We start from the raw sequence: 14,524 nt of genomic DNA on the forward strand, positions 1-14,524 counted from the left end.
GGGCGACAACGTGTCGATCACGGTCAAGCTGATCAACCCGATCGCCATGGAAGAAGGTCTGCGCTTCGCTATCCGTGAAGGCGGTCGTACCGTCGGCGCTGGTGTCGTCGCTAAGATTATCGAGTAAGAGCCAGAAATCTTCTCGGTAGTTAGTGGTTTCGGGATCGGCGGTTGTCGTCGATCCCAAATGGTTTAGGGGTATAGCTCAACTGGCAGAGCGTCGGTCTCCAAAACCGAAGGTTGGGGGTTCGATTCCCTCTGCCCCTGCCAACATTCTCGCGCCATGTGGCGCTGCTTAAAGTGTTATGGCGAATCCTTCCGTCGAAACTGTAAATACTTCCGGCGACAAGCTGATGTTGGTGGCCGGCGTATTGTTGGTCTTGGCCGGATTCGTGGGCTTCTTCCTGCTTTCGGGTCAAGAGTGGTATGTCCGCGGTGCGGCGCTTGCTGTCGGTGTGATCGCCGGTGTGGCGGTCGGGCTTCTTTCCGCGCCGGGCAAGTCGTTCATCGCCTTCGCGAAAGACTCGTACAAGGAAGTTCGCAAGGTCGTCTGGCCGACTCGCAAAGAGGCAACGCAGACCACGTTGGTGGTCTTCGCCTTTGTTCTGATCATGGCCATTTTCCTTTGGCTTAGCGATAAGTCGATCGAATGGGTGATATTCTCGGCGATTCTGGGTTGGAAATGATATGAGCGATACTCCGACATCCCCGAGCGGAAAGCGATGGTATGTGGTGCACGCCTACTCCGGCATGGAGAAGAGCGTGCAACGTGCGCTTCAGGAGCGCATCGATCGTGCAGGCATGCAGGATCAATTCGGTCAGATTCTCGTTCCGACCGAAGAAGTTGTGGAAGTGAAGGGTGGCCACAAGTCGGTCACCGAGCGTCGTTTCTTCCCGGGCTACGTCCTGGTCGAAATGGAAATGACGGACGAAACCTGGCATCTGGTCAAGAACACGGCCAAGGTCACCGGTTTTGTCGGCGGTGCGCGTAATCGCCCCAGCCCCATCTCGCCGCGTGAAGTCGAAAAGATCATGTCGCAGATGCAGGAAGGCGTTGAGAAGCCGCGCCCGAAGACGCTTTTCGAGGTTGGCGAAATGGTTCGCGTGAAGGAAGGTCCCTTCACCGACTTCAACGGCAACGTCGAGGAAGTCAACTACGAGAAGTCGAAGGTTCGAGTTTCCGTTACAATCTTCGGCCGCTCGACACCTGTCGAACTCGAGTTCGGTCAGGTCGAGAAGACTTAAAGAACACATCGCGCGAGACTTCCGAGTCCGCCGCGATTCGCGCTTACGGTCCGCGTAATGGCCGTTGAGGAGCGTCAGTAGCCGGCAACGTCGAACGCGCGCTATCACTCACCGAACGCTCACGCGTTCTGCAGAGGTTTTCAACATGGCAAAAAAAATCATCGGCTTTATCAAGCTGCAGATTCCTGCAGGTAAAGCCAACCCGTCGCCGCCGGTCGGTCCGGCACTTGGCCAGCGCGGCCTGAACATCATGGAGTTCTGCAAGGCGTTCAACGGGCAGACTCAGGGCATGGAGCCGGGTCTGCCGGTGCCGGTCGTTATTACGGCATTCGCGGACAAGAGCTTCACGTTCGTCATGAAGACGCCGCCGGCTACCGTTCTGATCAAGAAGGCAGCCGCTGTGCAGAAGGGCTCGGCCAAGCCGCATACGGACAAGGTCGGCAACATCACCCGCGCTCAAGCGGAAGAAATCGCGAAGACCAAGATGCCGGATCTTACGGCAGCTGATCTGGACGCAGCCGTGCGCACGATCGCCGGCAGCGCGCGTTCGATGGGTATCACTGTGGAGGGCGTGTAAATGGCTAAGCTTTCTAAGCGCCTTCAGGCATTCGAAGCGAAGGTCGACCGTCAAAAGCTGTACGCGATCGAAGACGCTCTGGCTCTCGTGAAGGAATGCGCGAGCGCGAAGTTCGACGAGTCGATCGACGTTGCCGTGCAACTCGGCATCGACGCGAAGAAGTCGGACCAAGTGGTTCGTGGCTCCGTCGTTCTGCCGGCCGGTACCGGCAAGTCGGTTCGCGTGGCAGTGTTCGCGCAAGGCGACAAGGCTGAACAAGCTCGCGCAGCAGGCGCGGACGTGGTCGGCATGGAAGACCTGGCTGAGCAAGTCAAGGCCGGTAACCTGAACTTCGACGTCGTGATCGCTTCGCCGGACACGATGCGCGTGGTCGGTACGCTGGGTCAGATCCTCGGCCCGCGCGGCCTGATGCCGAACCCGAAGGTCGGCACCGTGACGCCGGACGTCGTGACTGCCGTCAAGAACGCGAAGGCTGGTCAGATCCAATTCCGCGTCGACAAGGCCGGTATCATCCACGGCACGATCGGCCGCGCTTCGTTCGAGCCGGCAAAGCTGCGTGAGAACCTGGCTGCGCTGATCGACGCGCTGCAAAAGGCCAAGCCGGCTACGAGCAAGGGCGTGTACCTGCGTAAGGTCGCTCTGTCGAGCACGATGGGTGTTGGCGTTCGCGTGGATCAATCCTCGCTGGCGCAGTAAGAATCTTTGGCGCGGCCAGAAGGCCGCGTCATAAAAGGGCTTTGGGCGGTTGCGAAGTCGAAAGATCGAGCAACCGGTTGTCAAAGACCGTTGGTGGCGGTGCATCAGGTAGGCATCGTCTTAATTCAAGCCAACGCAGATGGCGAACCCGAAACAGTTTTGCAGTGGTTGAAGTCGGTTGTCGAGCGTCGTGAGACGACTCACTAATCGATCGAAATACTCCTAACAGTCGGACGCCGTTATCGAACGTGGTGCATGAGGGTAGTTTGCCCGAGTGCATCGAATCTGGAGGTTTAACCGTGCCACTGAACAAAGAAGATAAGCAGGCAGTCGTCGCTGAAGTCGCCGCGCAAGTCGCGAAGGCTCAGACGATGGTGCTCGCTGAGTATCGTGGGATCACGGTTGGCGATCTGACCAAGCTGCGCGCGAAAGCGCGCGAGCAACAGGTGTATCTGCGCGTGTTGAAGAACACGCTGGCGCGTCGCGCCGTCGAAGGTACCCCGTTCGCTCCGCTGGCTGAGCAGATGACCGGTCCTCTGATCTACGGCATCTCGGAAGATGCCATTGCCGCTGCCAAGGTCGTCAACGACTTCGGCAAGAGCAATGACAAGTTGATCATTAAGTCTGGTTCCTACGAAGGCAAAGTGATGGACAAGGCAGGCGTGCAAGCGCTGGCCAACATCCCGAGCCGCGAAGAACTGCTATCCAAGCTGCTGTTCGTCATGCAGGCTCCTGTTTCCGGCTTCGCGCGCGCTCTGGCCGCGCTGGCTGAAAAGAAACAGGGCGAAGCCGCGTAACGACTGCACTTGGGCGCTAGTCGCTTAAGTTAGGCAAAGCTAGATCGCTAGCTCGATCCGAATTCAATTTAGGAGTATTTCAAATGGCAATCGCAAAAGAAGACATCCTGGAAGCCGTTGGCTCGATGTCCGTTCTGGAACTGAACGAGCTGGTCAAGGCGTTCGAAGAGAAGTTTGGCGTGTCGGCAGCTGCTGTTGCAGTCGCTGGCCCGGCAGGCGGTGGCGCTGCTGCTGCTGAAGAGCAAACGGAATTCACCGTGAACCTGGTCGAAGTGGGCGCGAACAAGGTTTCCGTGATTAAGGCTGTTCGTGAACTGACGGGTCTCGGCCTGAAGGAAGCGAAGGACCTGGTCGACGGCGCACCGAAGCCCGTCAAGGAAGCGGTGCCCAAGGCAGCTGCTGAAGAAGCGAAGAAGAAGCTGGAAGAAGCTGGCGCGAAGGCTGAAATCAAGTAAGTTTGCTTGCGCTGAGCGGAAGGCTGGCGGTTTTAACCGCCGGCCTTTTTGTGCTTTGTGGGGACGCAGTTTTTATAGTTTTTATGCTTGGCGACAAGCATATCATAAATGTCCTCACAGAAGCCAAAGAGAACGGTCGGGTCGACAGGAATTTCCGGCAGTTCTCTTTGTCTTCTGAAGCGACTGCAGAAGGCAAGTTTGGTCGGGTAGCGGGAAACACAGGCATCCGCTGCCGTCAGCCAGCGGTTGGTAGCGGCCAACCACCAAGCTTCTAGACTCGCGCGTCCTCCCCGGACACCATCGCGAGTCTCAGTCGGTGAACACCGGGCTGCGTCGTCGAGGTATCCCGCCTCGGTAGCGCCCGCCGTGATTCGGAGATCGTATGCAATATTCCTTCACCGAGAAGAAGCGTATTCGCAAGAGTTTCGCGAAACGCCACATCGTTCACCAAGTTCCCTTTTTGCTGGCGACCCAGCTTGAATCATTCCAGACGTTTCTGCAAGCAGACACGTCTTCGTTGCAGCGCAAGGCAGAAGGTCTGCAAGCTGCATTCAGCTCCGTTTTCCCGATTGTCTCGCACAACGGTTTCGCGCGACTCGAGTTCGTCAGCTACATGCTGTCGCCTCCCGCGTTCAATATCAAGGAATGCCAGCAGCGCGGTCTGACGTACTGCTCGGCCCTGCGCGCAAAAGTGCGTCTGGTTCTGCTCGATAAGGAATCGCCGAGCAAGCCCGTGGTCAAGGAAGTCAAGGAAGTCAAGGAACAGGAAGTGTACATGGGCGAAATTCCGCTCATGACGCCGACGGGTTCGTTCGTCATCAACGGTACGGAGCGTGTGATCGTCTCGCAGCTTCACCGTTCGCCGGGCGTGTTCTTCGAGCACGACAAGGGCAAGACGCACAGCTCGGGCAAGCTGCTGTTCTCGGCTCGTATCATTCCTTACCGCGGCTCGTGGCTCGACTTCGAATTCGATCCGAAGGACGTGCTGTACTTCCGCGTCGACCGCCGTCGCAAGATGCCGGTCACGATTCTGCTGAAGGCGATCGGTCTGTCGCCGGAACAGATCCTCGCGAACTTCTTCGTGTTCGACAACTTCCAGTTGATGAGCGAAGGCGCGCAAATGGAATTTGTTCCCGAGCGCCTGCGCGGCGAAGTCGCGCGCTTCGATATCAACGATCGTGACGGCAATCTGGTCGTCGCGAAGGACAAGTGCGTCAACGCCAAGCACATTCGCGATCTCGAAAACGCGAAGACGAAGTTCATCTCGGTTCCCGAAGACTATCTGCTCGGCCGCGTGCTGGCGAAGAACGTGATCGATCCGGAAACGGGCGAAGTGATCGCGAACGCCAACGAGGAAATCACCGAGTCAGTGCTCGAAAAGCTGCGCGAAGCGAAGGTCAAGGACATCCAGACGCTCTACACGAACGATCTGGACCAAGGTCCGTACATCTCGTCGACGCTGCGTATCGACGAAACGGCTGACCGCATGGCCGCGCGCATCGCGATCTACCGCATGATGCGTCCGGGCGAACCGCCGACCGAAGAAGCGGTCGAGGCGCTGTTCAACCGTCTGTTCTACAGCGAAGAAGCCTACGACCTGTCGAAGGTCGGCCGTATGAAGTTCAACCGCCGCGTCGGTCGTGACGAAATCATCGGACCGATGACGCTGCAGGACGACGACATCCTCGCGACCATCAAGATCCTCGTCGAGCTGCGTAACGGCAAGGGCGAAGTGGACGACATCGACCACTTGGGCAATCGTCGCGTGCGTTGCGTCGGCGAACTGGCGGAAAACCAGTTCCGCGCCGGTCTCGTGCGTGTCGAACGTGCTGTCAAGGAACGCCTTGGCCAAGCCGAAAGCGAAAACCTGATGCCGCACGACCTGATCAACTCGAAGCCGATTTCGTCGGCCATTCGCGAGTTCTTCGGTTCGTCGCAGCTTTCGCAGTTTATGGACCAGACCAACCCGCTGTCGGAAATCACGCACAAGCGTCGTGTTTCCGCACTGGGCCCGGGCGGTTTGACGCGCGAGCGCGCAGGCTTCGAAGTCCGCGACGTGCACCCGACGCACTACGGTCGTGTGTGCCCGATCGAAACGCCGGAAGGTCCGAACATCGGTCTGATCAACTCGCTCGCGCTGTACGCGCACCTGAACGAATACGGCTTCCTCGAAACGCCGTATCGCAAGGTCGTGGACAGCAAGGTGACCGACCAGATCGACTATCTGTCGGCGATCGAAGAAGGCCGCTACGTGATCGCGCAGGCGAATGCCGCCGTGAGCGAAGACGGCACGCTGACCGACGAACTCGTGTCGTCGCGTGAAGCGGGCGAAACGCTGATGGTCACGCCGGACCGCATCCAGTACATGGACGTGGCGCCGTCGCAGATCGTGTCGGTGGCTGCATCGCTGATTCCGTTCCTCGAGCACGACGACGCGAACCGCGCGTTGATGGGTTCGAACATGCAGCGTCAGGCCGTGCCTTGCCTGCGTCCGGAAAAGCCGGTCGTCGGTACGGGCATCGAGCGTACGGTTGCGGTCGACTCGGGTACGACGGTTCAGGCGCTGCGTGGCGGCGTGGTGGATTACGTCGACGCGGGCCGTATCGTGATTCGCGTGAACGACGATGAAGCCGTTGCAGGCGACGTCGGCGTGGACATCTACAACCTGATCAAGTACACGCGTTCGAACCAGAACACGAACATCAACCAGCGTCCGATCGCCAAGGTTGGCGACAAGGTTGCTCGTGGTGACGTGCTGGCCGACGGTGCATCGACCGATCTGGGCGAACTCGCGCTCGGTCAGAACATGCTCGTCGCGTTCATGCCGTGGAACGGCTACAACTTCGAAGACTCGATTTTGATCTCGAAGAAGGTCGTTGCGGACGATCGCTATACGTCGATCCACATCGAAGAGTTGAACGTCGTCGCTCGCGACACGAAGCTCGGACCGGAAGAAATCACGCGCGACATCTCGAACCTGGCCGAAGTGCAACTCGGCCGTCTGGACGAGTCGGGCATCGTGTACATCGGCGCGGAAGTCGAAGCTGGCGACGTGCTGGTCGGTAAGGTTACGCCGAAGGGCGAAACCCAGCTGACGCCGGAAGAAAAGCTGCTGCGCGCGATCTTCGGTGAGAAGGCGTCGGACGTGAAAGACACGTCGCTGCGCGTGCCGTCGGGCATGAGCGGCACGGTCATCGACGTGCAAGTGTTCACGCGCGAAGGCATCACGCGCGACAAGCGCGCGCAACAGATCATCGACGATGAACTGAAGCGTTATCGCCTCGATTTGAACGACCAGCTGCGTATCGTGGAAGGCGACGCGTTCTCGCGTCTCGCCCGTATGCTGAACGGCAAGGTCGCGAACGGCGGTCCGAAGAAGCTCGCGAAGGGCACGGCGATCGACCTCGCGTACCTCGAAGACCTCGACCACTACCACTGGTTCGACATCCGCCTCGCGGACGAAGAAGCGGCGGCTCAGCTGGAAGCGATCAAGGACTCGATCGAGCAGAAGCGTCACCAGTTCGATCTGGCGTTCGAAGAGAAGCGCAAGAAGCTCACGCAAGGCGACGAACTGCCGCCGGGCGTGCTGAAGATGGTCAAGGTGTACCTCGCCGTCAAGCGTCGTCTGCAGCCTGGCGACAAGATGGCAGGCCGTCACGGTAACAAGGGTGTGGTGTCGAAGATCGTGCCGATCGAAGACATGCCGTACATGGCCGATGGCCGTCCGGCCGACGTCGTGCTCAACCCGCTCGGCGTGCCGTCACGGATGAACGTGGGTCAGATTCTCGAAGTGCATCTGGGCTGGGCCGCGAAGGGTCTGGGTTGGCGTATCGGCGAGATGATGCAGCGTCAGGCGAAGATCGAAGAACTGCGCGTGTTCCTCACGAAGATCTACAACGAGTCGGGCCGTCAGGAAGAGCTGGACAAGTTCTCCGATGACGAAATCCTCGAACTCGCGAAGAACCTGCGTGAAGGCGTGCCGTTCGCGACGCCGGTGTTCGACGGTGCGACGGAAGACGAAATGTCCCGCGCGCTCGATCTGGCTTACCCGGACGACATCGCGACGAACCTCGGCATGACGCCGTCGAAGAACCAGGTCACGCTGTACGACGGCCGCACCGGCGAAGCATTCGAGCGCACGGTCACGGTCGGCTACATGCACTACCTGAAGCTGCACCACTTGGTCGACGACAAGATGCACGCACGTTCGACCGGCCCGTACTCGCTCGTCACGCAGCAGCCGCTGGGTGGTAAGGCGCAGTTCGGTGGTCAGCGCTTCGGTGAAATGGAAGTGTGGGCGCTGGAAGCGTACGGCGCATCGTATGTGCTGCAGGAAATGCTGACGGTCAAGTCGGACGACGTGACGGGCCGGACCAAGGTTTATGAGAACCTGGTCAAGGGTGATCACGTCATCGACGCGGGCATGCCGGAATCCTTCAACGTGTTGGTGAAGGAAATCCGCTCGCTCGGTATTGATATCGATCTGGACCGCAACTAATCGGACTACGGAGAGAAAGCAATGAAAGCTCTGCTCGATCTATTCAAGCAAGTCCAACAAGAAGAAGTTTTTGATGCGATCAAGATCGGCCTCGCGTCGCCTGACAAGATTCGTTCTTGGTCGTTCGGCGAAGTGAAGAAGCCGGAGACCATCAACTACCGCACGTTCAAGCCGGAGCGGGATGGTCTGTTCTGCGCGAAGATTTTTGGTCCGATCAAGGACTACGAATGCCTTTGCGGCAAGTACAAGCGCCTGAAGCATCGTGGCGTGATCTGCGAAAAGTGCGGCGTCGAAGTGACGCTGGCGAAGGTGCGTCGCGAACGGATGGGCCACATCGAACTGGCCTCGCCGGTTGCGCACATCTGGTTCCTGAAGTCGCTGCCGTCGCGTCTGGGCATGGTGCTCGACATGACGCTGCGCGACATCGAGCGCGTGCTGTACTTCGAAGCATATGTGGTGATCAAACCGGGCATGACGCCGCTGAAAGCGCGGCAGATCATGACGGAAGAGGATTACTACAACAAGGTCGAAGAGTACGGTGACGAATTCCGTGCCGAAATGGGCGCGGAAGGCGTGCGCGAGCTGCTGCGCGCGATCAACATCGACGAACAGGTCGAGATGCTGCGTACCGAACTCAAGAACACGGGTTCGGAAGCGAAGATCAAGAAGTACGCGAAGCGCCTGAAGGTGCTCGAGGCATTCCAGCGTTCGGGCATCAAGCCGGACTGGATGGTCCTCGAAGTGCTGCCGGTGCTGCCGCCGGAACTGCGTCCGCTGGTGCCGCTGGACGGCGGCCGTTTCGCGACGTCGGACCTGAATGACCTGTATCGCCGCGTGATCAACCGTAACAACCGGTTGAAGCGTCTGCTCGAACTGAAGGCGCCTGAAATCATCGTCCGCAACGAAAAGCGGATGCTGCAGGAAGCCGTCGATTCGCTGCTCGACAACGGCCGTCGCGGCAAGGCGATGACCGGCGCGAACAAGCGTCCGCTGAAGTCGCTCGCCGACATGATCAAGGGTAAAGGCGGTCGTTTCCGTCAGAACCTGTTGGGTAAGCGCGTCGACTACTCGGGCCGTTCGGTGATCGTGGTCGGCCCGACGCTCAAGCTGCATCAGTGCGGTTTGCCGAAGCTGATGGCGCTCGAACTGTTCAAGCCTTTCATCTTCAACAAGCTGGAAGTGATGGGCGTCGCGACGACCATCAAGGCCGCGAAGAAGGAAGTCGAGAACCAGACGCCGGTGGTGTGGGACATTCTCGAAGAAGTCATTCGCGAACATCCGGTCATGCTGAACCGCGCGCCGACGCTTCACCGTCTGGGCATTCAGGCTTTCGAGCCGGTGCTGATCGAAGGTAAGGCGATTCAGCTGCACCCGCTCGTCTGCGCGGCGTTCAACGCCGACTTCGACGGTGACCAGATGGCCGTTCACGTGCCGCTGTCGCTGGAAGCGCAGATGGAAGCGCGTACGCTCATGCTCGCGTCGAACAACGTCCTGTTCCCGGCCAACGGCGATCCGTCGATCGTGCCGTCGCAGGATATCGTGCTCGGCCTGTACTACGCGTCGCGTGAAGCGATCAACGGCAAGGGTGAAGGCATGACGTTCACGGGCGTGTCGGAAGTCATCCGCGCGTACGAGAACAAGGAAGTCGAGCTGGCCTCGCGCGTCAACGTGCGGATCACCGAAATGGTCCATAACGAAGACACGAGCGAAGGCGCGCCGGCGTTCGTGCCGAAGATTTCGCTGTACGCGACGACCGTCGGCCGTTCGATCCTGTCGGAAATTCTGCCGCCGGGTCTGCCGTTCACGGTGCTGAACAAGCCGCTGAAGAAGAAGCAGATTTCGCAGCTGATCAACACCGCGTTCCGCAAGTGCGGTCTGCGCGAAACGGTGATTTTCGCCGACCAGCTGATGCAGATGGGTTTCCGTCTCGCAACGCGCGCCGGTATCTCGATTTGCGTGGACGACATGCTCGTGCCGCCGCAGAAAGAGACGATCGTCGGCGACGCCGCGAAGAAGGTGAAGGAATACGACCGTCAGTACATGTCGGGTCTCGTCACCGCGCAGGAACGCTACAACAACGTGGTCGACATCTGGTCGAACACGTCGGAAGCGGTTGGCAAGGCGATGATGGAGCAGCTCTCGACGGAACCGGTTGTGGACCGCGAAGGCAAGGACACGCGTCAGGAATCGTTCAACTCGATCTACATGATGGCCGACTCGGGCGCGCGGGGTTCCGCGACGCAGATTCGTCAGCTTGCGGGTATGCGCGGCCTGATGGCGAAGCCGGACGGCTCGATTATCGAAACGCCGATTACCGCGAACTTCCGCGAAGGCCTGAACGTGTTGCAGTACTTCATCTCGACCCACGGTGCACGTAAGGGTCTGGCTGATACGGCACTGAAGACCGCGAACTCGGGTTACCTGACGCGTCGTCTGGTCGACGTGACGCAGGATCTCGTGGTCGTCGAGGACGATTGCGGCACGTCGAACGGCGTGGCGATGAAAGCGTTGGTCGAAGGCGGTGAAGTCGTCGAAGCGCTGCGTGACCGTATTCTCGGTCGCGTCGCGGTGGCGGACGTCGTCAATCCGGAAACGCAGGAAACGCTGTACGCGTCGGGCGATCTGCTCGACGAAGACGCGGTGGAAACCATCGAACGTCTGGGTATCGACGAAGTGCGCGTGCGCACGCCGCTGACCTGCGAAACCCGTTACGGCCTGTGCGCATCGTGCTACGGCCGCGACCTGGGCCGCGGTTCGCGCGTCAACGTCGGTGAGGCAGTCGGTGTGATCGCTGCTCAGTCGATCGGCGAGCCGGGCACGCAGCTGACCATGCGTACGTTCCACATCGGTGGTGCGGCATCGCGTGCGGCGGTGGCGTCGACGGTGGAAGCGAAGTCGAATGGTACGGTGCGCTTCACGGCCACGATGCGTTACGTCACGAATGCGAAGGGCGAGCAGGTCGTCATTTCGCGTTCGGGCGAGGCGATCATCGCGGACGACCTCGGTCGCGAGCGTGAGCGTCACAAGATTCCGTACGGCGCAACGCTGCTGCAACTCGACGGCGCGGCCATCAAGGCCGGTGCGCAACTGGCTCAATGGGATCCGCTGACGCGTCCGATCATCACCGAGTGGGGCGGTACGGTGAAGTTCGAAAACGTCGAGGAAGGCGTGACCGTTGCGAAGCAGATCGACGACGTGACCGGTCTTTCGACCCTGGTCGTGATCGACGTGAAGCGCCGCGGTTCGCAGGCTTCGAAGAGCGTTCGTCCGCAGGTGAAACTGCTCGACGCCAACGGCGAAGAAGTGAAGATCCCCAACACGGATCATCCGGTGCAGATCGGCTTCCAGGTCGGCGCACTGATCACCGTGAAGGATGGTCAGCAAGTGCAGGTCGGTGAAGTGCTGGCACGTATCCCGGTTGAAGCGCAGAAGACGCGTGACATTACCGGTGGTCTGCCGCGCGTGGCCGAACTGTTCGAAGCGCGCTCGCCGAAGGACGCCGGCATTCTGGCGGAAGTCACGGGCACGACGTCGTTCGGTAAGGACACGAAGGGCAAGCAGCGTCTCGTTATCACGGACCTCGAAGGCAATCAGCACGAGTTCCTGATCGCGAAGGAAAAGCAGGTGCTGGTCCACGACGGTCAGGTCGTCAACAAGGGCGAAATGATCGTGGACGGCCCGGCCGATCCGCACGACATCCTGCGTCTGCAGGGTATCGAGGCGCTGTCGCGCTACATCGTGGACGAAGTGCAGGACGTGTACCGTCTGCAAGGCGTGAAGATCAACGACAAGCACATCGAAGTGATCGTGCGTCAGATGCTTCGCCGCGTGCAGATCGTCGACAACGGCGATACGCGTTTCATCCCTGGCGAACAAGTCGAGCGTTCGGACATGCTCGACGAGAACGACAAGATGATCGCGGAAGACAAGCGTCCGGCCACGTACGACAACGTGCTGCTCGGTATTACGAAGGCATCGCTCTCGACGGATTCGTTCATCTCGGCGGCGTCGTTCCAGGAAACGACCCGCGTGTTGACCGAAGCGGCGATCATGGGCAAGCGCGACGATCTGCGCGGTCTGAAGGAAAACGTGATCGTCGGCCGTCTGATTCCGGCCGGTACGGGTCTCGCGTTCCACAAGGCGCGCCGTGCGAAGGAGTCGTCGGATCGCGAACGCTTCGACCAGATCGCAGCCGAAGAGGCTTTCGATTTTGGTACGCCGGAAGCCCCGGCAGCGGAGCAAACGCCGCATACTAACGAGTAAGCGTTTTTCGCTCGTAGCCGTATCGAACCGCCCGGTGTTGAGCCGGGCGGTTTTTTTTCGTCTGTTGGTTTCGTAGCGCGCGCACACTCGGCCGAATGGCCAATGACGATTCAACGCGCGTCTGCGTTGATAGAATTCGTTATCTATCACGCTGCACCGCGCGCCTCCGCCATGTCCCGTTCGCTCGAAATACTCAACGAAATCTTCGGCTATCCCGCTTTTCGGGGACAACAGGGCGAGATCGTCGAGCATGTCGCGAACGGTGGCGATTCGCTCGTGCTGATGCCCACGGGCGGCGGCAAGTCGCTGTGCTATCAGATTCCATCGCTGGTGCGGCGCGAGGCGGGATTCGGCGCGGGCATCGTGGTGTCGCCGCTGATCGCGCTGATGCAGGATCAGGTCGCCGCGCTGACCGAGGTCGGCGTCAAGGCGGCGTATCTCAATTCGACGCTTTCCGGCGCGGAAGCCGCCGCGACCGAGCGCGCGCTGCGTAACGGCGACATCGATCTGCTCTACGTTGCGCCCGAGCGCCTGATGACGCCGCGCTTTCTCGATCTGCTCGACAGTTCGCCCGTCGGCCTGTTCGCGATCGACGAAGCGCACTGCGTTTCGCAATGGGGCCACGACTTCCGGCCCGAATATATTCAGTTGTCGGTGCTGCACGAGCGCTTTCCGGATGTGCCGCGCATCGCGCTGACGGCGACCGCCGACGCCATCACGCGCGATGAAATCGTGCATCGCCTGGCGCTGGACGATGCGCGCATTTTCGTGTCGAGTTTCGATCGGCCGAACATCCGTTATCGGATCGTCGAAAAGGACAACGCGCGCTCGCAGTTGCTCGATTTCATCCGCGCGGAACACACCAACAAGGACGGCACGACGGACGCGGGCGTCGTTTATTGCCTGTCGCGCCGCAAGGTCGAAGAGACGGCCGACTGGCTGAAGACGCAGGGCGTGCGCGCGCTGCCGTATCACGCGGGCATGGAATTCGAGATTCGCCAGCGGCATCAGGAGATGTTCCAGCGCGAAGAGGGCATCGTGATGTGCGCGACGATCGCGTTCGGCATGGGCATCGACAAGCCTGACGTGCGATTCGTCGCGCATCTCGATTTGCCGAAGAGCGTCGAGGGCTACTATCAGGAAACCGGGCGCGCGGGTCGCGACGGCATGCCGGCGAACGCGTGGATGGCCTACGGTCTCGGCGACGTCGTGCAGCAGCGCAAGATGATCGACGAATCCGAAGCCGACGACACCCATAAGCGCGTGCAGACCGGCAAGCTCGACGTGCTGCTCGGTTTGTGCGAAGTCGCGTCGTGCCGTCGCGTGCGCCTGCTTGCCTACTTCGGCGAGAGCAGCCAGCCGTGCGGCAATTGCGATACGTGTCTGGAGCCGCCCGCATCGTGGGACGCGACCCGCGAAGCGCAGATGGCGCTGTCCTGCGTTTACCGTGCGCAGAAGGCGAGCGGTTTCAATTTCGGCGCGGGGCATCTGATCGACATTCTGCGCGGCTCGCGAAGCGAAAAAATCCTCCAGCGCGGCCACGAAAAGCTCACGACGTTCGGCGTGGGCGCGGCGCTGTCGGAAGCGGAATGGCGCGCCGTGTTTCGGCAACTGGTTGCGTTCGGTTTCCTCGCCGTGGATCACGAAGGTTTCGGCGCGCTGGTCTTGACCGCCGCGAGCAAGCCCGTGCTGAAGGGCGAGCAGCACGTCACGCTTCGCAAATACGTCAAGCCCGCGCGAGCGCGGCAGTCGTCGAGCCGCACCGGCGAGCGCGCCGATCCGACCGCAGGCATGTCGCCGCGCGAGAAGACGCGCTGGGATCGCCTGCGCACGTGGCGCGCGGAGACGGCGAAGAGCGACGGCGTGCCCGCGTATGTCATCTTTCATGACGCGACGCTCGCCGAAATCGCCCGCAGCGACCCCGATTCCATCGAGGATTTGCGCCATATTCCGGGCATCGGCGTGCGCAAACTGGAGCGTTTCGGCGACGAAC

The 14,524-nt window shown here is 60.3% G+C and carries 11 protein-coding genes and 1 tRNA gene; 11 read left to right on the forward strand and 1 reads right to left on the reverse strand.

The window, feature by feature from the left end; all coding sequences use genetic code 11:
* From BVER_RS30435 to rplL, 8 genes are all read left to right on the forward strand, one after another.
* Window positions 1-127 (forward strand): EF-Tu C-terminal domain-related protein (locus BVER_RS30435; RefSeq protein ID WP_455431989.1); only part of this gene is annotated, 127 nt, incomplete at its 5' end.
* A 67-nt stretch (window positions 128-194) separates the two neighbouring features.
* Window positions 195-270, forward strand: a tRNA-Trp gene (locus BVER_RS21090).
* A gap of 35 nt (window positions 271-305) precedes the next feature.
* Window positions 306-686, forward strand: coding sequence for a preprotein translocase subunit SecE (secE, locus tag BVER_RS21095; protein WP_050454952.1), 381 nt, complete (start codon window positions 306-308; stop codon window positions 684-686).
* A 1-nt stretch (window position 687) separates the two neighbouring features.
* Complete coding sequence (gene nusG / locus BVER_RS21100) at window positions 688-1,245, forward strand: transcription termination/antitermination protein NusG (protein ID WP_050454953.1); 558 nt, start codon at window positions 688-690, stop codon at window positions 1,243-1,245.
* A gap of 145 nt (window positions 1,246-1,390) precedes the next feature.
* The gene (gene rplK, locus BVER_RS21105) at window positions 1,391-1,822 is read left to right on the forward strand and encodes a 50S ribosomal protein L11 (protein ID WP_050454954.1); all 432 of its coding nucleotides are present in this window, start codon (window positions 1,391-1,393) and stop codon (window positions 1,820-1,822) included.
* Window positions 1,823-2,518 carry a 50S ribosomal protein L1 gene (gene rplA / locus BVER_RS21110; RefSeq protein WP_050454955.1) on the forward strand — a complete coding sequence of 232 codons (696 nt, stop codon included), beginning with the start codon at window positions 1,823-1,825 and terminating at the stop codon, window positions 2,516-2,518.
* Window positions 2,519-2,817: 299 nt separating this feature from the next.
* Complete coding sequence (gene rplJ / locus BVER_RS21115; protein ID WP_050454956.1) at window positions 2,818-3,315, forward strand: 50S ribosomal protein L10; 498 nt, start codon at window positions 2,818-2,820, stop codon at window positions 3,313-3,315.
* Window positions 3,316-3,398: 83 nt separating this feature from the next.
* On the forward strand, window positions 3,399-3,770 hold the full coding sequence (gene rplL / locus BVER_RS21120; protein ID WP_050454957.1) for a 50S ribosomal protein L7/L12: 372 nt from the start codon (window positions 3,399-3,401) through the stop codon (window positions 3,768-3,770).
* A gap of 32 nt (window positions 3,771-3,802) precedes the next feature.
* Here rplL and BVER_RS31770 read toward each other — a convergent pair whose 3' ends face one another.
* Window positions 3,803-4,030: a hypothetical protein gene (locus BVER_RS31770; RefSeq protein WP_157056156.1), complete on the reverse strand. Its 228-nt coding sequence runs from the start codon at window positions 4,028-4,030 to the stop codon at window positions 3,803-3,805.
* 122 nt (window positions 4,031-4,152) lie between these two features.
* Here BVER_RS31770 and rpoB point away from each other — a divergent pair, with 122 nt between their 5' ends.
* The 3 genes from rpoB to recQ all read left to right on the forward strand — a co-directional run.
* Window positions 4,153-8,268, forward strand: coding sequence for a DNA-directed RNA polymerase subunit beta (gene rpoB, locus BVER_RS21125; RefSeq protein ID WP_050454958.1), 4,116 nt, complete (start codon window positions 4,153-4,155; stop codon window positions 8,266-8,268).
* Between the two features lie 21 nt (window positions 8,269-8,289).
* A complete protein-coding gene (rpoC, locus tag BVER_RS21130) occupies window positions 8,290-12,531 on the forward strand; it encodes a DNA-directed RNA polymerase subunit beta' (RefSeq protein WP_050454959.1) in 4,242 nt (1,413 codons plus the stop codon).
* 171 nt (window positions 12,532-12,702) lie between these two features.
* A partial coding sequence (gene recQ, locus BVER_RS21135; RefSeq protein ID WP_050454960.1) for a DNA helicase RecQ occupies window positions 12,703-14,524 on the forward strand: 1,822 nt, incomplete at its 3' end.

This window comes from Candidatus Burkholderia verschuerenii (assembly GCF_001189365.1).
In the GTDB taxonomy this organism is placed as follows: Bacteria; Pseudomonadota; Gammaproteobacteria; order Burkholderiales; family Burkholderiaceae; genus Caballeronia; species Caballeronia verschuerenii.

Coding starts and splice junctions, on each gene's coding strand:
- rplA (WP_050454955.1), top strand. CDS start 1,823: ATGGCTAAGCTTTCTAAGCGCCTTCAGGCATTCGAAGCGAAGGTCGAC.
- rpoB (WP_050454958.1), top strand. CDS start 4,153: ATGCAATATTCCTTCACCGAGAAGAAGCGTATTCGCAAGAGTTTCGCG.
- nusG (WP_050454953.1), top strand. CDS start 688: ATGAGCGATACTCCGACATCCCCGAGCGGAAAGCGATGGTATGTGGTG.
- rplL (WP_050454957.1), top strand. CDS start 3,399: ATGGCAATCGCAAAAGAAGACATCCTGGAAGCCGTTGGCTCGATGTCC.
- rplK (WP_050454954.1), top strand. CDS start 1,391: ATGGCAAAAAAAATCATCGGCTTTATCAAGCTGCAGATTCCTGCAGGT.
- rpoC (WP_050454959.1), top strand. CDS start 8,290: ATGAAAGCTCTGCTCGATCTATTCAAGCAAGTCCAACAAGAAGAAGTT.
- secE (WP_050454952.1), top strand. CDS start 306: ATGGCGAATCCTTCCGTCGAAACTGTAAATACTTCCGGCGACAAGCTG.